The organism is Mycobacterium sp. 852002-51971_SCH5477799-a (assembly GCF_001667145.1).
Classification (GTDB): Bacteria; Actinomycetota; Actinomycetes; order Mycobacteriales; family Mycobacteriaceae; genus Mycobacterium.
In genome coordinates, this window is the sequence record NZ_LZIF01000122.1 from 14,306 (window position 1) to 30,942 (window position 16,637).

Sequence of the window (16,637 nt, forward strand, 5' to 3'; positions counted from 1 at the left end):
GAAGGCTTTCATGGAACTGACCGGTGTCGGAATCTGGAGCAGTCAGCTGCGCTACGGCGACCCGGCCGAATCCGCCGAGGCCGCAGCTGAACTCGACGAACTGGGGTTCCCGGCGTTATGGATTCCCGACGTCGGCGGGCCGGTGTTCGACGCGGTGGGGCATCTGCTCGCCGCGACCAAACGGACCGTGATCGCCACGGGAATCCTGAATCTGTGGATGCATTCGCCCGGCGACGTCGCCGACTCCTACGCGACCCTGACCGCCGAGCACGGTGACCGCTTCCTGCTCGGGATCGGCGTCAGCCACGCCCCGCTCATCGATGCCGGCGAACCCGGGCGGTACCGCAAACCGCTGGCGGCAACCGCATCCTTCTTAGACGGCCTGGACGCCGCGCCGCGGCCGGTGCCCACCGAGCGCCTGATACTCGCCGCGCTGGGCCCGAGGATGCTGACTTTGTCGGCGACCCGCGCGGGCGGCGCCCACCCGTACCTCGTGAGCCCTGTGCACACCGCTTCTGCCCGTTCGACTTTGGGCCCGGGCCCGTTGCTGTTGCCGGAACAGACCGTGATCCTGACCGACAGCGCCGACGAGGCCCGTCAGATCGGAACCGATTGGCTGCGGGCGTATTTGGCCTTGCCCAACTATGCGAATAATCTTCTGCGCAGCGGCTTCTCCGAAGACGACCTGTCACAGGTGAGCGATCGGCTGTTCGACGCGATCATCGCGTGGGGTGATGAGGAGGCCATCATGCGCCGCGTCGCCGAGCATCGTTCAGCGGGTGCCGACCACGTCTGCGTCCAGGTGCTGCGGGCCGATCCCCGGGCATTCCCGCGGGAGGAATGGCGCCGCATCGCCGCAGCCTCCAAGTGAGCCGCCCATGGGCCTAAGGTGAGCTATGGCTTCCAAACAAACGCTGTTTCGGATCTTTTACCGCATCGGGTTCACCCCATGGGATGGTCATCCCCTCGCGCAGAGCCTGCGGGATCTGGTCGAGGGAACTGATGACGCCGCGGCGCTGACCGCCGGGTCGGCCTTGGAGGTCGGCTGCGGTACCGGCGACTGCTCCATCTATCTCGCCCAACACGGCTGGAAGGTCACCGCGGTCGACTTCGTGGCCAAGCCACTCGAACGCGCACGCGCCAAGGCCAGCGCGGCCGGCGCCGCCGTCGACTTCCTTCGGGCCGACGTCACGCAGCTGAGCCGGGCCGGCATCGGCGCGAACTTCGACCTGATCGTCGACAACGGCTGCCTGCACAACATGAGCGACGCCGATCGCGACGCCTACGTCCGGGAGATCAGCGCCCTGGCGGCGCCGGACGCACGGCTGCTGATCGTCGCGTTCGTCCCAGGCGGTCGGGTGGGCGTGCGCGGAATTGACCGCGCCGAGATGGAACGACGATTCACGCAGAGCTGGACGCTGTTGTCGGCCGGCGCGGAACGCGAGCTCGACCGCGCCGAGAAGACGCCGGCGTGGTACTACCTATTCCAAAGGCGCCGTTAGCTTTTCGCGGCCACCCCACGCAGAAGCCCCCGAAACGTCCGTTGTTCCGGGGGCTTTTGCGCCTGCGTGATGCAGGACTAGCTCAGCGATGCCGGCGGCAAGAAGCGGTCGCCGTACCTGGCGGCCAGTTCCTTGGCCCGGGCCACGAAGGCTTCCTTGCCAACACCGTGCGCACCTTCGTAACCGACGATGAACTGCGCACTACCACCGGTGTACGGCGGGAAGCCGATGCCCATGATCGATCCGATGTTGGCGTCGGCGGTCGACGTCAGCACGCCCTCGTCGAGGCACTTCTGCGTCTCGAGCGCCTCGGCGAACAGCATGCGATCGATCATGTCCTGCAACGGGATCTCCGCGCTGCCGGACTTGAACGTCTCGCGCAAGCCCGGCCACAGCCGGGTCCGCTTGCCGTCGAGGTACTCATAGAAGCCGGCGCCCTTCAACCGCGAGGGCCGGTCGAGCTCGATCATCTTCTCGACGACGGCCTCGGCCGGGTGCGGCTCGTAGGTGCCGCCCGCGTCCTCGACGCCCTTGCGGGTGGCCGTCGCGATCTTGTGCATCAGCTCCAGGTTGAGCTCGTCGGACAGCTGCAGCGGAGGCGCCGGGTAGCCGGCCTGTGAACCGGCGTGCTCGATGCTGGCGGGCTCCACGCCCTCGCCCAGCATCGCCAGCGCCTCGTTCACGAACGTGCCGATCACCCGGCTGGTGAAGAAGCCACGGCTGTCGTTGACGACGATCGGGGTCTTGCCGATGGCCAGCGTGTAGTCGAACACGCGGGCCAGCGCCTCGTCGGAAGTCTTCTCGCCCCTGATGATTTCGACCAGCGGCATCTTGTCGACCGGCGAGAAGAAGTGGATCCCGATGAAGTCCTCCTGGCGCTTCACGCCGGTCGCCAGACCGGTGATCGGCAGCGTCGAGGTGTTCGACCCCAGCAGGGCGTTGGGCTCGACGACGTCCTCGATCTCCTGGAAGACCTTGTGCTTGAGTTCCTGGTTCTCGAACACCGCCTCGATCACGAAGTCGACACCCTTGAGGTCGGCGGGGTCGGCGGCCGGCGTGATGCGGTCCAGCAGCGCCTTGCTCTTCTCCTCGGTGGTCTTGCCACGCTGAAGCGCCTTGGCCTCAAGCTTTTCCGAGTAAGCCTTGCCCTTCTGGGCGGCGTCGAGGCTGACATCCTTGAGCACCACCTCGAAGCCGGCCTTGGCCGACACGTAGGCGATACCGGCACCCATCATGCCCGCGCCCAGCACGCCGATCTTGTTGATCTTGACCGATTCGATGCCGTCCGGACGCGACCCGCCGCCGTTGATGTGCTGCAGGTCGAGGAAGAACGCCTGGATCATGTTCTTGGCGACCTGGCCGGTGACCAGCTGGGTGAAGTAGCGGCTCTCGATGCGGCTGGCGGTGTCGAAGTCGACCTGCGCGCCCTCGACGGCCGCGTCCAGGATGGCGCGCGGCGCCGGCATCGGGGCGCCCTTGAGTTGCTTCTTCAGCAGTGCCGGGAACGACGGCAGGATGCCGGCCAGCGCGGGGCTGGCCGGGGTGCCGCCGGGCATCTTGTAACCCTTTTTGTCCCAAGGCTGTTCGTGCGAATCGGGGTTTGCCTTGATCCACGCCTTGGCGGCCGGCACCAATTCCTCGACCGAGCCGACGAGCTCGTCGACCAGGCCGATCTCCTTGGCCTTGTCCGGCTTGAAGCGGGTGCCCTGCGACAGAATGTTCATGAATGCGTTCTGAATACCGAACATCCGCACGGTGCGGGTCACCCCGCCGCCACCGGGCAGCAGGCCCAACGTGACCTCGGGCAGACCGACGACCAGGCCCTTGACGTCCGCGGCGATGCGGTGGTGACAGGCCAGCGCGATCTCCAGGCCGCCGCCCAGCGCGGCGCCGTTGATGGCGGCCACCACGGGCTTGCCCAACGTCTCCAGCGCACGCAGGTCACGCTTGACCGATTCGACGGTGTCAAACGCCTCACCGGCGTTCTCCGGGCCGAGGTTGATCATGCCCTTCAGGTCACCGCCGGCGAAGAAGGTCTTCTTCGCACTGGTGATGACCACGCCGGTGATCGAATCCTTCTCAGCGGCAAGGCGTTCCACAGCGTTGTGCATGGACTCGCTGTAGTGCTCGTTCATCACGTTGGCCGACCCGGTGGGGTCGTCCAGGGTCAGCGTGACGATGCCGTCGTCGTCCTTGTCCCACTGAATGGTGTTCTCTGCCATGGTCTTAGACCCTCTCGATGATGGTGGCGACACCCATGCCGCCGCCGATGCACAGCGTGACCAGGGCGCGACGCGCGTTGCGGCGCTCGAGCTCGTCGACCATGGTGCCGGTGATCATGGCGCCGGTGGCGCCCAGCGGGTGGCCCATCGCGATGGCACCACCGTTGACGTTGAGCTTCTCGTCGGGAATGTTGAGGTCCTTCTGGAACTTCAGCACCACCGACGCAAACGCCTCGTTGAGCTCGAACAGATCGATGTCATCGACCGTCAGGCCCGCACGGTCGAGAACCTTCTGAGTGGCCGGCGTCGGGCCGGTCAGCATGATGACCGGGTCCGCGCCGCTGGTGGCGGTGGCCACGATGCGCGCCCGCGGCGTCAGCCCCTGCGACTTGCCCGCGGCTTCCGAACCAACCAGCACCAGCGCGGCGCCGTCGACGATGCCCGAGCTGTTGCCGCCGGTGTGGACGTGGTTGATCTTTTCGACCCAGTGGTACTTCGTCAGCGCCACATCGTCGAAGCCGCCCATCTCACCGATGCCGTCGAACGCGGTCTTCAGCTTGCCCAGGCCCTCGAGCGTGGTGTCGGGCCGCATGTGCTCGTCGTGGTCGAGGATGACCAGACCGTTCTGGTCGCGCACCGGCACGACCGACTTGGCAAAGTAGCCGCCCGACCACGCCTCGGCGGCCTTCTGCTGGCTGCGCAGCGCGTAGGCGTCGACATCGTCGCGGGAGAAACCCTCGATGGTGGCGATCAGGTCGGCGCCGATGCCCTGGGGCACGAAGCCGATCTGGTAGTTGGTCTCGGGGTCGGTCGCCCAGGCGCCGCCGTCGGAGCCCATGGGCACGCGGCTCATCGACTCGACACCGCCGGCCAGCACCAGGTCGTCCCAACCGGACCGCACCTTCTGGGCGGCGGTGTTGACCGCCTCGAGGCCCGAGGCACAGAACCGGTTGAGCTGCACGCCGCCGGTGGTCTCGGGCAGCCCCGCGGCCAGCACCGCGGTGCGGGCGATGTCGCCGCCCTGGTCACCGACGGGGGACACGACGCCCAGGATCATGTCGCTGATCAGGTTCTCGTCGAGGTCGGGGAAACGCCGGCGCAGCTCGTCAACCAGACCCACGACCAGGTTGAGCGGCTTCACCTCGTTCAGCGAACCGTTGCGCTGCTTGCCCCGCGGGGTGCGGATGGCCTCATAGATAAAAGCTTCTTCGGACATGACGACTTCCTGTTCTCCGAATAGGGTTCGAATCCGTCTTGAAGACTAGATCCCGCCCCACCCTAACAGGGCCCCCGGCCAACCTGTTGGTTGGCCAAAGCGCGCAGCTCAGGGGCACCGAGTGACGGACGCCACGCGCCGCCTCGGCGGATGGCCACCCGCTCGAGCGTCGCGTGAAACTAGTGTCACGCTCGGCGTCGAGTGTGCACGTGACTTCACGTGGGAGGGCCAAGACGTCGTGCTCAAGCGGAACCACGCCCGCCTAAGCTCGACCACCATGACGGTGTCGCGACTGAGGCCCTACGCGACCACGGTTTTCGCCGAAATGTCGGCGCTGGCCGCGCGGATCGGAGCGGTGAACCTTGGCCAGGGGTTCCCCGACGAGGACGGACCCCCGGCCATGCTGAAGGCCGCCCAGGAGGCCATCGCCGACGGCGTCAATCAATACCCACCGGGCATCGGCATCGCACCGCTGCGCCACGCCGTCGCCGCCCAGCGGCAGCGCCGCTACGGCATCACCTACGACCCCGACACCGAGGTGCTGGTGACGGTCGGCGCGACCGAGGCGATCGCCTCGGCGGTGATCGGCCTGGTCGAACCCGGCGCCGAGGTCCTGCTCATCGAGCCGTTCTACGACTCCTACTCGCCGGTGGTGGCGATGGCCTCCGCGCAACGGGTGGCCGTGCCGCTGGTCCCGCATGGCCGCGGGTTCGCCCTGGATGCCGACGCCCTGCGCCGGGCGGTGACGCCACGGACCCGCGCGCTGATCGTCAACTCCCCGCACAACCCGACCGGTACGGTGCTCAGTGCCGAAGAATTGGCGGCCATCGCCGAGGTCGCGATCGCGGCCGACCTGCTGGTGATCACCGATGAGGTCTACGAGCACCTGGTGTTCGACGGGCGCCAGCATGTTCCGCTGGCCGGCTTCGACGGGATGGCCGACCGGACGATCACCATCTCCAGCGCCGCCAAGATGTTCAATTGCACCGGCTGGAAGATCGGATGGGCTTGCGGCCCAGCACAACTCATCACGGGAATGCGCGCGGCCAAACAATATCTGAGCTACGTCGGCGGTGCGCCGTTCCAGCCGGCGGTGGCGCTGGCGCTGGCGACCGAGGACGCGTGGGTGGCCGGCCTGCGCGCCACTTTGCAGGCCAGACGCGATCGACTGGCCGTCGGGCTGGTCGACGTCGGGTTCGAGGTGCACGACAGCGCCGGCACCTACTTCCTGTGCGCCGACCCGCGCCCGCTGGGCTATGACGACAGCAGTGCGTTCTGCGCGGCACTACCGGAAAAGGTTGGAGTCGCCGCGATCCCGATGTCGGCCTTCTGCGACCCGGCCGCCACACACGGCCCGGCGGACGTGTGGAACCACCTGGTGCGCTTCACCTTCTGCAAACGCGACGACACGCTCGACGAGGCGATCAGGCGACTGGCCGCGCTGAAAGACGCTGGCTAGCCCACTGCACCCAGCACGCGTTTGCGCAGGCCCTCGAGCGCGGCGTTGAGGATCTTGTTGCCCGCCGAGCGCACCCAGAACCCGGGCAGCGGCGCCCTGAGCTCGATCGTGAGGCTGAATCGCACCCGCGTCTTGTCGTCGCCTTCCCGTTCCAGGTTGTATTCGCCGTGCTGAGCGTGCTGGTGGGCGGTCTTCTGCGCATCCCAGACCATCCAGTCGGGGCCCCAGTGGTATTCGACCATTTCGGTATCCGGGATGCCGCTCACCCTGAGCGTCATCTTCACGTGGTGTGGCAGGCCGTCCGGATATCTGTCGACGACTTCGACCCGCTTGTGCAGTGGTGACCACGAGGGCACGGCGTCCATGTCGGCCAGCGCCTCCATGATCACTCCCGGGGGCGCCTCAATGACGATCTCAGACGATGCGCGTATGGCCACCAGCTACCAAATTAGCAATCGGCCCGTCCCAGCGAGCCGAAAGCAGTATTTACGTTGCCTTGTCCGAATGGCCGCCGCCCAAAACTTGGTCGCGCAAACCTTTCATCGCGGCGTCGAGAACACTCTCGGCCGCCCGCCGCACGACGAACGCGGGCATGGGCCGGCCGGGTTCGACCGTGATGTCGAAGCGCACCCGAGTCTGGTCGAGCCCTTCGGGTTTGAGGGTGTACTCGACGTGCTGGCCGTGCTGCTGTGAGGTCCCCTTGGCGTCGTAGACAACCCAATCGGGTCCCCAGTGGTATTCCAGGACCTCTTTGTCGACCAGCCCGAGAATCTTGATGGTGGCTTTGACGTGGTGCGGCCGGCCGTCCGGATACCGATCTATCACCTCGATGTGTTTGTGCAGGGGCGACCAGGATGACAGAACGCCAACATCTGTCAGCGCCTCCATGACCACTTCTGGCGGCGCGTTGACGACGAATTCCCGTGATGCTTTTACGGCCACTGAGGATCAACTTAGCAACGCCGACCGCGATGCGGACCGGTTCGCCGTAAACGACTTCCTACCAATCGATTTCGTTGAGCGGCGTGGTCGTCGCCGGGGGCGACCCGACGGGTCCGGCGGGGGTCCGCGAAAAGCGTGGGGCGGGTGCGGCCTGGTCGGCGCCGTGGGCGGTGATGACCGTGGACCTTTCCCGCAGGTGCTCATCGGCGGCGGCCTCGCTCCACGTCAGCACCGCGGTGACGCACGCATCGGTGCCGGCGAAAGTCCGCGCCCATTCGTCACGAGTCCGGCTGGCGAATCGTTGGGTGAAGATCTCGCGCATCCGCGGGTAGGACGCTTTGTCCTGCTGGGCGGGCACGTCGTCGGGTGACAGGCCAAGCCCGTTGAGCAGCGCCACGAAGAATTGCGGCTCGATGGCGCCGACGGCGACGTATTGTCCGTCGGCGGTCTCGTAGCAACCGTAGAACGGGGCGCCGCCGTCGAGCAGAAAAGATTCGCGTCGATCCCGCAGCGCGCCAGTGGACTTCATAGTCCACATCATCTGGGCCAGCAGGCTGACCCCGTCGACCATCGCCGCGTCGATCACCTGCCCCGTGCCCGACCGCTCCCGTTCGTACAGGGCGGCCGCGATGCCGAATGCCACCAGCATCGAGCCCCCGCCGAAGTCCGCGACCAGGTTCAGCGGCGGCATCGGTGGCCGGTCGGCGTAGCCCAGTGCCGACAGCGCACCGGTCTGCGACAGGTAGTTGATGTCATGACCGGCGGTCGGCGCCAGCGGCCCCTGTTGTCCCCAGCCGGTCATCCGCGCGTAGATCAACCGCGGGTTGACCGCCGCGCAGTCGTCCGGCCCGATGCCGAGTCGCTCGCACGTCCCGGGCCGGAAGCAGTCCAGCAGCACGTCGGCCTTGGCGGCCAGCTCCAGCAGCGTTTGCGGCTGCGTCTTGACGTCCAGGTCGACGATTCGCTTGCCGCGGTGCAACAGATCGCGGTCCTCGTCCGGCATTCCGAGACCGCCCGCCGGGCGGCGCACTCGCACCACGTCGGCTCCCAGATCGGCGAGCAGCATTCCCGCGTGCGGTCCCGGTCCGATGCCGCCGAGTTCGATGACTCGTACCCCGGACAGCGGGCCGCCACTCATGGCGGCTACTTACCCTTCTTCACCTGGAGCACCCGGTCGCGCAGCGCCTTCGTCGCCGAATCGATCGTTCCCTTCACCGCACGTTTGAGCACGAAGCCGGGCAGCGGCACATTCGGGTCGGCAAGAAGCTCGAACTTGACCAGAGTCTCGTCACCTTTCGGCACCAGGGTGTAGCGCCCGTCCTGCGCCTTCTGCTGCGACGAGCTGACCAGCTTCCAGCTCACCACGTTGTCGCCCCACGTGTAGGCGACCACCTGTTCGTCGGTGATGCCGGCGACCTTGACCTTCATCTTCACCTGGCGGGGGCGCCCGTCGTCGCCGGTGTCCAGGATCTCCGCACTCTGATGCGGTTCCGACCATTCGGGCATCGCTTCGAAGTCGGCGATGACGTCCAGAATCTCGTCCGGACTGGCTTCGATGACGATGTCGCGGGATTCTTTGAGTGCCATGGCCCGCACGATACTGGCCCGGCGTCTCACCCGGAACAGCTTCGGCCGAGCGTACCGTCGTGCCTGTGACTGATGCCGCGACCGATCCCGCATATACCGTCGGTGACTATCTGTTGGACCGCCTCGCCGAGCTCGGCGTCTCGGAGATCTTCGGCGTTCCCGGCGATTACAACCTTGAGTTCCTTGATCACATCATTGCCCACTCCAGCATTCGCTGGGTCGGCAACGCCAACGAGCTGAATGCCGGCTACGCCGCCGACGGGTATGGGCGGCTACGCGGAATGTCGGCTTTGGTAACGACTTTCGGCGTCGGCGAGCTCTCCGCGGCCAACGCGGTCGCGGGCAGTTACGCCGAGCAAGTACCCGTCGTGCACATCGTCGGCGGCCCGTCCAAGGATGCCCAGCACACCCGCCGGGCGCTGCACCATTCGCTCGGCGACGGGGACTTCGAGCACTTCTTCCGGGTCAGCCGCGAAATCACCTGCGCCCAAGCCAATCTCATGCCCGCAACGGCACGCCGCGAGATCGACCGCGTGCTGTCCGAGGTGCGGGAGCAAAAGCGTCCCGGATACATCCTGCTGTCCACCGACGTCGCCCGCTTCCCCACCGAGCCGCCGGACGCGCCGTTGCCCCGCTACACCGGCGGCACCAGTCCCCGCGCACTGGCGATGTTCGTCGAGGCCGCGACCAAACTCATCGGCGACCACCAACTCACCGTGCTCGCGGACTTGCTGGTGCACCGGCTGCAGGCGATCAAGGAACTCGAGGCATTGCTGGCGGCCGACGTGGTGCCACACGCCACCTTGATGTGGGGAAAGAGTCTGCTCGACGAGAGTTCACCCACCTTCCTGGGCATCTACGCCGGATCCGCCAGCGCGCCGGCGGTGCGCACCGCGATCGAAGAGGCACCCGTCTTGGTCACCGCCGGAGTGGTGTTCACCGACATGGTCAGCGGCTTCTTCAGCCAGCGGATCGACCCGGCCCGCACCATCGACGTCGGCCAGTATCAGAGCAGCGTGGCCGGCGAAGTCTTCGCGCCGCTGGAAATGGACGCCGCACTCGAGGCGCTGGCCACCATCCTGGCGCGGCGCGGCATCGCTTCGCCACCGGTGGTGTCGCCGCCGGCCGAGCCACTGCCGCCGCCCCCGCCGCGCGACGAACCGCTGACCCAGAAGATGTTGTGGGACCGGCTGTGTGTGGCCCTCACTCCGGGCAACGTGGTGCTTGCCGACCAGGGCACCTCGTTCTACGGCATGGCCGACCACCGGCTGCCGCAGGGAGTGACCTTCATCGGTCAACCACTATGGGGCTCAATCGGTTACACGTTGCCGGCCGCGCTCGGGGCGGCGGTGGCGCATCCGGACCGCAGGACGGTCCTGCTCATCGGCGACGGCGCCGCGCAATTGACCGTCCAGGAGGTCGGCACCTTTTCCCGCGAAGGTCTCTCCCCCGTCATCGTGGTGGTGAACAACGACGGCTACACCATCGAGCGGGCCATCCACGGCGAGGCCGCGCCCTACAACGACATCGTGAGTTGGCAGTGGACCGACGTTCCCAAAGCGCTGGGCGTCACCGGCCACCTGGCGTTCCAGGTCCAGACCTACGGCGAACTCGACGACGCCCTGACCGCCGCCGCCGAGCAGCGAGACCGCATGGTGTTCATAGAGGTGATGTTGCCGCGACTCGAAATCCCCGACCTGCTGGTCGAACTCGTTCAACCGACATCACCGGATGGCAGTCCGCGCCGCTGAAGAGCTAGCGCGAGTTCGGGGTTCGGTCCGGACTGGACGATCGCAGGATGGCCTGCACCGTGCGACGGCAGCGTCCGCAATCGGCTCCCGCACCGCACGCCTGGGCGACTTCCTTCGTGGTCGACGCTCCGCATGAAACGGCTTCGGTCACCGTCTGAGTGGTGACTCCGTTACACAGGCACACGAACACGGGCGGATCCTCAGTCCGCCTCGATGCGCATCATGTCGAAGAATCGGCCGACGAACAAAGGTGGGTAGGCACCGATGCCCGCACCCGACATCCATTGCGCCGCCGCGTCGGGGTGGTCGATCCAGTGCCGCGCGCTTTCCTCGTCGGGGAACTCCTGCAGGATCAGCACCTCGTGATCGTCGTCGAAAGCCTGAAACACCCACGTCTTTCGGATGCCGGCGGTGGTGAACCTGTCGATCGCCGTGCTGACTTCGGAGGTCAGCAGGGACACGTCGTTGACGGACGCGATGGCAGCCACCACGATGCCGGGCGCCGCCAGGAGTTTCGGTGGCTGCGCGATGAACCTGTCGACGATCTCGCCGGCGAAGACCGCGGGAATGTCTTCGACGCCGGCCTCGTCGAACCAATCGAAGAAGACCCGGGACCGCAGCAGCTCTACGATCGGCTCGCGGCTGTGAACGCCGATCATCACCAGCACCCGGCCGTGATCGCGGGTTGAGGTGTAGACCAACACGTGGTGTGCGCCGATATCGGCCAGGGCGGCCTTGTTGCGTTTCAGCAGCGGCCATACCCGGGTGGGATCGGGGACGCGATAGTCCGACGCGATCACCATCGAATGGATGTCGCCGTTGTTCATCGGAGTTGGTCCTTCATCACTTTCCCCGTCGCGTTGAGTGGGAGTGAGTTGAGGAACTCTACCGTGCGCGGCACCTTGAATCCGGCCATACGGTCACGACACCAGCCGATCAATTCATCGGCACCGACATCGCCGTTGCGGACCACAAATGCTTTGCCGACCTGGCCCATCCGCTCGTCGGGGACACCGATGACCGCGGCCTGCGCGACGGCCGGGTGGTTGAGCAAGAAGCCCTCGATCTCGGCCGGGTAGGCGTTGAAGCCGCCGACGATGAACATGTCCTTCTTGCGGCCTACGATGCGCAGCCGCCCTGTCTCCGTGAAGTCTCCGAGGTCTCCGGTGTGCAGCCAGCCATCGCGGTCGATCGCTTCGGCAGTGGCCTCCGGTTCGTCGAGATATCCCTGCATGACTCCGTAGCCACGGACCAGCACCTCGCCGTCCTCGGCGATGCGCACCTCGACCCCCTCGCACGGCATGCCCGCGGTGGTCGCGACATCCTCGAACGAATCGCCGGGCAAAGACAGGGTGACGTTGCCGGCCTCGGTCAGGCCGTAACCGGTCATCAACGTCTTGAACGGCAGTTCGTCATGGATGCGACGCACCAGTTCGACCGGGATGTCAGCGGCGCCGGTCACTCCCGCACGCAACGACGACAGCCTGGACTTGTCCCCCACCGTCAGCAACGAGTGATACAGCGTCGGCGGTCCGGGAAGCATCGTGATGCGTTCGCGTTCAATCAAATCCACCACCGTGTCGACGTCGAACACCGCGACGGGCAGCATCGTCGCACCGCGCAGGAAAGAGGTCACGAGGCCGGCCTTCAGCCCGAACGTGTGGAAGTACGGGTTGATCTGCAGATAGCGGTCACCCTCGCGTAAATCCGCAAGCGTCGCCCATTCCTCGTACATGCGCAGCGTTTGACCGTGGTTGAGCATCGCCCCCTTGGGGCGCCCGGTCGTGCCCGAGGTGAAGATGATGTCCGAGGTGTCGGTGCCACTCACCGGACGCTCGAATGGCGAACCACTGGACAGGAAGTCGGACTTCAGGTCGATGACCGGCACCCCGGCGGGCGCGGTGTAATCCTGGTTCAGAAAACCCTCTTGGACCAGGACGGCCTTCACGGTGCTGCGGACGATAATGTCGCCGGCTTCTTCGGTCTTGAACCGCGTGTTGACCGGGACGAGCACACCGCCCGCGGTGAGCAACCCGAACGCGGCGATGATCCACTCGGCCGAATTCGGTGCCCAGATCGCGACCCGGTCGCCCTTTTCGATGCCAAGGTCAGCGAAAGCGCCTGCGGCGCAACGAATTCGCTCGTCAACCTGCCTGAAAGTCAAGCGCAGCGAACCGTCAACGACCGCTTCCGCGTCGCCGAAGCGGTCCGCTGCGCTGAGGACCATCTCCGGGATGGTCTGCCACTCAGGTTCGATTGGCCGACTCCTCCTCATCGCGCTTCGCGCTCTGCATCGTCGCCGACCGGCGGCTACGCGTCACACCGTGACGAGCCGACCGAGGTTGCCGCCCATGATCTTTGCCTGGTCGTCGACCGACAGGTGTGACAGCGCCTCGATGTAATAGGTCGGCTCCGCCAGCCCCTCGGGGTGCGGCCAGTCCGAGCCGTACAGCACCTGATCCACACCGACGAGGTTGACCAGATCGTCGATGCCGTCCTCGAAGAACGGGCTGACGTGAATCCGGCTCTTGACCATCTCGACGGGGTCGCTCGGGAAGGCCTCCGGGGCCTTGCGGAAGACCTCGGCCAAGCCGTCCAGCAGCGGGGTCATCCACTTCGAGCCGGCTTCGACGATCGCGACCTTCAGCTTCGGGTGGCGGTAGAGCGCGCCGTGAATCACCCATGACCCGACCGAGTCCTGGATCGGCCGCCACTCGTTGAGGATGCCCATCGCGTTGGTTTGGAACGGCAGCATCTCCTGGTCGGCGCCGTCCCACTCCGAGGTGTACCGGGAGTAACCGCTGTCGCTGGAGTGCATGCCGACCAGCACGTCGTGTTCGACAACCCGCTCCCAGAACGGGTCGAACTCTGGCACCGCGAACGACCGCGGACCGCGGAAGCCGGGGACCGGCGCCGGGCGAACCAGGATGGCGCGGGCGCCACGCTTGACCGCCCACTCCAGCTCCTCGATCGCCTTCTCGACGATCGGCAGGGTGATGACGGGTGTGGTGAAGATGCGGTTCTGGTAGTTGAAGCCCCAGACCTCGTCTAGCCACTCGTTCAGGGCGTGGACCAGAACGTGGATGGCGAGCGGGTCGTCACGCAGACGCTCCTCCAGGAGGCTGGCCAAGGTCGGGAACATCAGGGTCTTGTCCAGGCCCAGCTCGTTCATCGTCTCCAGGCGCGGGCCGGGCTCGAAGAACGCCGGGATCGCGCGCATCGGCTCGCCGAACAGCTCGCGCTTGGTCTTGCCGTCGGGGTTGCCGTACTTGAAGTACTCCTCCCAGGCGCCCGGCCGGGCAACGACCTCGAAGGTCGGGTTGGGGATGTAGTTGCTGATCTGGCCGCGGATGGCAATCTTGGTGCGACCGTTGATCTGCACGTACTGGACGTAGTCCTTGTACTCCTTGGGCAGGAACTTGGTCAGCGCCTCCGGCGGCTCATAGAGGTGATTATCCGCGTCAAAGATCGGGAACGGGACGTCCACCTTGTGCGACAACTGGCCCATGAAATCCTCCTTCGCAATTTATGAGAATACTATTCTCTACCCGCGCGTAATCGCAACGTGGGTCCCCGGATCGCGGTTCGGCGTGCTCAGCACGCCACGGAAATCTTGTACGTGGCGGTAGCCGGTTCACCGGGTTTGGCGGTCAGGTAGCCGTTGGCGGTCCCGCTGACGGTGAATTTGTCACCGGTCATGCTCATGCCGGCCTCCCCGTCGCCGCCCCGGGAGTACATTCCGCTGAAGCCACCCAGGTTCTGGATGTGTACCGACTCGGCCGTCGCCGGTTGCGCACTCTCGTCGATCACGACCTTGGCTCCGGCAAAGTCGCTGCCGATCTCGATCGTCCGGGTCCATTCCCTCTGACTGCATTTCACAACGTGAAAACTGCGGTCGTTGCCGTTGACGGTCACCGATGCGGTGCTGGCGATTTGGCTCGGCGACCGCGACGTGCACGCCCCAACCAAGGCAACGGCAAGGACCGCCGCGGCGGCCACCATTCGGTTCCGCATCGGATCACCTCTATCCTCACTGGCTGAAGTTCTTGGGCCTGCAGCGATGATGTTATTCTCGCGAAAAGAGAATGCCAATATCGTGTTCTTGTCGAGGAGCGATACACATGGTGGACCTGGAGATCGATGCCGGGTTGGCGGTGGTCACCATCGATCGCCCGCAGGCACGCAACGCCATCGGTCTGGACACTATGGACCAGCTGGAGAAGGCGCTCGTTGCGGCGGAAGGCGCTGAAGCGCTGGTGATCAAGGGCGCCGGAGACAAAGCTTTCGTCTCCGGCGGCGACCTCAAGGAACTGAGCGCGCTGCGGACCGAGCAGGACGCCGCGGCCATGGCCCGGCGGATGCGGTCCATCTGCGACCAGCTGGCGGACTTCCCCGCACCGGTCATCGCCGCGCTCAACGGCCACGCGTTCGGTGGCGGTGCCGAAGTCGCTGTCGCCGCCGACATCCGGGTAGCCGCCGACGACATCAAGATCGCCTTCAACCAAGTACAGCTGGAGATCATGCCTGCCTGGGGCGGGGCCGAGCGACTGGCCGCGCTGGTCGGAAAGAGCAGGGCGCTGCTGCTGGCCGGCTCCGGAACCGCCCTCACCGCTTTCGACGCCGAACGCATCGGCCTAGTGGACCAGGTCGTGCCCCGCGGCGTCTTCGATTCACCCGACGAGGGTTGGCGAGCCATCGCGAGGTCGCTGACCCGCCGCCCGGCGGCCGAGGTAAAGCGCGTAATCCGCGGAGTTTCCCCTGAGGAGGCGATAGCATCCTTCGCACGGCTTTGGGTTGCCGACCCGCACTGGCAGGCCGCAGAACGGGTGATGAACCGCAACAACAAACCGCGCCCGGCCGCCGGAGGAGCGTCATGACCACAACCAGGACAGTGATGGGCGTCGGCTCCGTCGTGTCGTTGGCTGCTCTATTGACATCGGCGGGCGTGCTGGTGGGAAGCGGACGGGCACATGCCGACCCGGTCATGCATCACGTCAGGTACAGCGTCTCGGCACAGAATCCGATCTATACGAGCATCTACTACCTGGACCACCAGCCGGACAAATTCTCCGACTACAGCCACAACCCCTACTCGTTCACACCGCACGTCGACGTCGACCTGGCCCCGGGCAAGCCATGGGGCTTCGATCTGGAGATGTCGGACCCCGACCATTACGCGATGGTCGTGGCGAGCACGGGCACGGAGCCCGGCACGCCGGGACTTCACTGCGATCTGGCGGTAGACGGCGCCGTCGTCGTATCCAAGGACGGTCCCAAAGGCGTGCTCTGCTCGCTGCGGAATTGGTGAACCACCCAGGTCTGCGGTACGCCCTCGATCGGCTGCGGCTCGCCTTCCAGGCGGCGCAAGTAGTTCTCCACCAATTCCAACGTCTCGGCGTGTCCGGCGGACATACCGATCGCCTGCTCGAGTACCAGAAAGCGCGACAGACTGCTCATCAACACCGTCCACACGACCGGAGGGATGTCGATGTCTTGGCCTTCGTCTTGAATTCTGGAGCCGTAGCGCTCCAGCGCTGTCGCCACCGCTTGGCGCTGCTCTTCGCGGAAACGCTCTGCGTAATAAGCGATTTCGGCCCGCATCTCTTTGCGGTGATTGGCCAGTGCCATGAATTCCATCGAAATCCGCGTGAACGCGGGGTCCGTGCCGAATCGCCACAGCGCCCACAGCGGCTGCGGCAACTTCAGCATTTGCGCGTGCACTTCGAGCGCTTCCTCCGCCCGGCGACGGAAGACCTCCAGGAACAGCTCCTCCATGGTGCGGAAGTAGTAGTGCACCAGCTGAGGCTTCAGCCCGGCCTTGTTCGCGAGGCGGCGCGAGGTGACCGCGGCATAGCCTTCCTCGAGCATCAGCCGCTCGGCGGCATCGAGCAACAAGCCGCGGTTTTTCGCGTCCGGCGCCCCGATTCTGCGGGCCGATGTCATGTCCCTGCTCCGTAC

18 protein-coding genes are annotated in these 16,637 nt (G+C 65.9%); 6 read left to right on the plus strand and 12 right to left on the minus strand.

The window, feature by feature from the left end; translation table 11 throughout:
- The first annotated feature begins 10 nt into the window (after window positions 1-10).
- Window positions 11-871 carry an LLM class F420-dependent oxidoreductase gene (locus tag A5753_RS22265; protein ID WP_067133611.1) on the plus strand — a complete coding sequence of 287 codons (861 nt, stop codon included), beginning with the start codon at window positions 11-13 and terminating at the stop codon, window positions 869-871.
- 25 nt (window positions 872-896) lie between these two features.
- Complete coding sequence (locus tag A5753_RS22270) at window positions 897-1,502, plus strand: bifunctional 2-polyprenyl-6-hydroxyphenol methylase/3-demethylubiquinol 3-O-methyltransferase UbiG (protein ID WP_067133614.1); 606 nt, start codon at window positions 897-899, stop codon at window positions 1,500-1,502.
- A gap of 77 nt (window positions 1,503-1,579) precedes the next feature.
- Here A5753_RS22270 and A5753_RS22275 read toward each other — a convergent pair whose 3' ends face one another.
- Both A5753_RS22275 and A5753_RS22280 read right to left on the minus strand, forming a co-directional pair.
- Window positions 1,580-3,724, minus strand: coding sequence for a 3-hydroxyacyl-CoA dehydrogenase NAD-binding domain-containing protein (locus A5753_RS22275; protein ID WP_067133617.1), 2,145 nt, complete (start codon window positions 3,722-3,724; stop codon window positions 1,580-1,582).
- A 4-nt stretch (window positions 3,725-3,728) separates the two neighbouring features.
- Complete coding sequence (locus tag A5753_RS22280) at window positions 3,729-4,940, minus strand: acetyl-CoA C-acetyltransferase (RefSeq protein WP_067095083.1); 1,212 nt, start codon at window positions 4,938-4,940, stop codon at window positions 3,729-3,731.
- Window positions 4,941-5,217: 277 nt separating this feature from the next.
- Here A5753_RS22280 and A5753_RS22285 point away from each other — a divergent pair, with 277 nt between their 5' ends.
- Entirely contained in the window at window positions 5,218-6,399 is a 1,182-nt protein-coding gene (locus tag A5753_RS22285; RefSeq protein ID WP_067133620.1) for a pyridoxal phosphate-dependent aminotransferase, read from the plus strand.
- On the opposite strand, the gene A5753_RS22290 is transcribed toward A5753_RS22285, so the two are convergent.
- The 4 genes from A5753_RS22290 to A5753_RS22305 are packed head-to-tail and all read right to left on the minus strand — an operon-like array spanning window position 6,396 to window position 8,928.
- Complete coding sequence (locus A5753_RS22290) at window positions 6,396-6,836, minus strand: SRPBCC family protein (RefSeq protein WP_067133623.1); 441 nt, start codon at window positions 6,834-6,836, stop codon at window positions 6,396-6,398. The genes A5753_RS22285 and A5753_RS22290 overlap by 4 nt on opposite strands.
- A 49-nt stretch (window positions 6,837-6,885) precedes the next feature.
- Window positions 6,886-7,341, minus strand: coding sequence for an SRPBCC family protein (locus tag A5753_RS22295; RefSeq protein ID WP_067133626.1), 456 nt, complete (start codon window positions 7,339-7,341; stop codon window positions 6,886-6,888).
- Window positions 7,342-7,399: 58 nt separating this feature from the next.
- Complete coding sequence (locus A5753_RS22300) at window positions 7,400-8,479, minus strand: CaiB/BaiF CoA-transferase family protein (RefSeq protein WP_067133629.1); 1,080 nt, start codon at window positions 8,477-8,479, stop codon at window positions 7,400-7,402.
- Window positions 8,480-8,484: 5 nt separating this feature from the next.
- Complete coding sequence (locus tag A5753_RS22305; RefSeq protein WP_067133632.1) at window positions 8,485-8,928, minus strand: SRPBCC family protein; 444 nt, start codon at window positions 8,926-8,928, stop codon at window positions 8,485-8,487.
- 65 nt (window positions 8,929-8,993) lie between these two features.
- On the opposite strand from A5753_RS22305, the gene A5753_RS22310 reads away from it, so the two are divergent.
- Complete coding sequence (locus tag A5753_RS22310; RefSeq protein WP_067133635.1) at window positions 8,994-10,679, plus strand: alpha-keto acid decarboxylase family protein; 1,686 nt, start codon at window positions 8,994-8,996, stop codon at window positions 10,677-10,679.
- Window positions 10,680-10,683: 4 nt separating this feature from the next.
- On the opposite strand, the gene A5753_RS24130 is transcribed toward A5753_RS22310, so the two are convergent.
- The 5 genes from A5753_RS24130 to A5753_RS22330 all read right to left on the minus strand — a co-directional run bounded on the left by A5753_RS24130 (window position 10,684) and on the right by A5753_RS22330 (window position 14,693).
- Entirely contained in the window at window positions 10,684-10,869 is a 186-nt protein-coding gene (locus A5753_RS24130; RefSeq protein ID WP_082971434.1) for a bacterioferritin-associated ferredoxin, read from the minus strand.
- A 10-nt stretch (window positions 10,870-10,879) separates the two neighbouring features.
- Window positions 10,880-11,506 (minus strand): fatty-acid--CoA ligase, encoded by a 627-nt coding sequence (locus A5753_RS22315; RefSeq protein ID WP_067133638.1) that lies wholly within the window; start codon window positions 11,504-11,506, stop codon window positions 10,880-10,882.
- Window positions 11,503-12,906, minus strand: coding sequence for a FadD3 family acyl-CoA ligase (locus tag A5753_RS22320; RefSeq protein ID WP_067133641.1), 1,404 nt, complete (start codon window positions 12,904-12,906; stop codon window positions 11,503-11,505). The genes A5753_RS22315 and A5753_RS22320 overlap by 4 nt, the downstream gene beginning before the upstream one ends.
- Window positions 12,907-12,996: 90 nt before the next feature.
- Window positions 12,997-14,187, minus strand: coding sequence for an amidohydrolase family protein (locus A5753_RS22325; RefSeq protein WP_067133644.1), 1,191 nt, complete (start codon window positions 14,185-14,187; stop codon window positions 12,997-12,999).
- 86 nt (window positions 14,188-14,273) lie between these two features.
- Window positions 14,274-14,693 carry a lipoprotein LpqH gene (locus A5753_RS22330; RefSeq protein WP_067133647.1) on the minus strand — a complete coding sequence of 140 codons (420 nt, stop codon included), beginning with the start codon at window positions 14,691-14,693 and terminating at the stop codon, window positions 14,274-14,276.
- 107 nt (window positions 14,694-14,800) lie between these two features.
- Between A5753_RS22330 and A5753_RS22335 the strand changes: the two genes are divergently transcribed.
- Together A5753_RS22335 and A5753_RS22340 are read left to right on the plus strand one after the other, a co-directional pair.
- Window positions 14,801-15,556: an enoyl-CoA hydratase/isomerase family protein gene (locus A5753_RS22335; protein ID WP_067133650.1), complete on the plus strand. Its 756-nt coding sequence runs from the start codon at window positions 14,801-14,803 to the stop codon at window positions 15,554-15,556.
- Window positions 15,557-15,624: 68 nt separating this feature from the next.
- On the plus strand, window positions 15,625-15,987 hold the full coding sequence (locus A5753_RS22340; RefSeq protein WP_067133653.1) for a hypothetical protein: 363 nt from the start codon (window positions 15,625-15,627) through the stop codon (window positions 15,985-15,987).
- Here A5753_RS22340 and A5753_RS22345 read toward each other — a convergent pair.
- Window positions 15,903-16,622: a TetR/AcrR family transcriptional regulator gene (locus tag A5753_RS22345; protein WP_067133656.1), complete on the minus strand. Its 720-nt coding sequence runs from the start codon at window positions 16,620-16,622 to the stop codon at window positions 15,903-15,905. The genes A5753_RS22340 and A5753_RS22345 overlap by 85 nt on opposite strands.
- Window positions 16,623-16,637 lie beyond the last annotated feature (15 nt).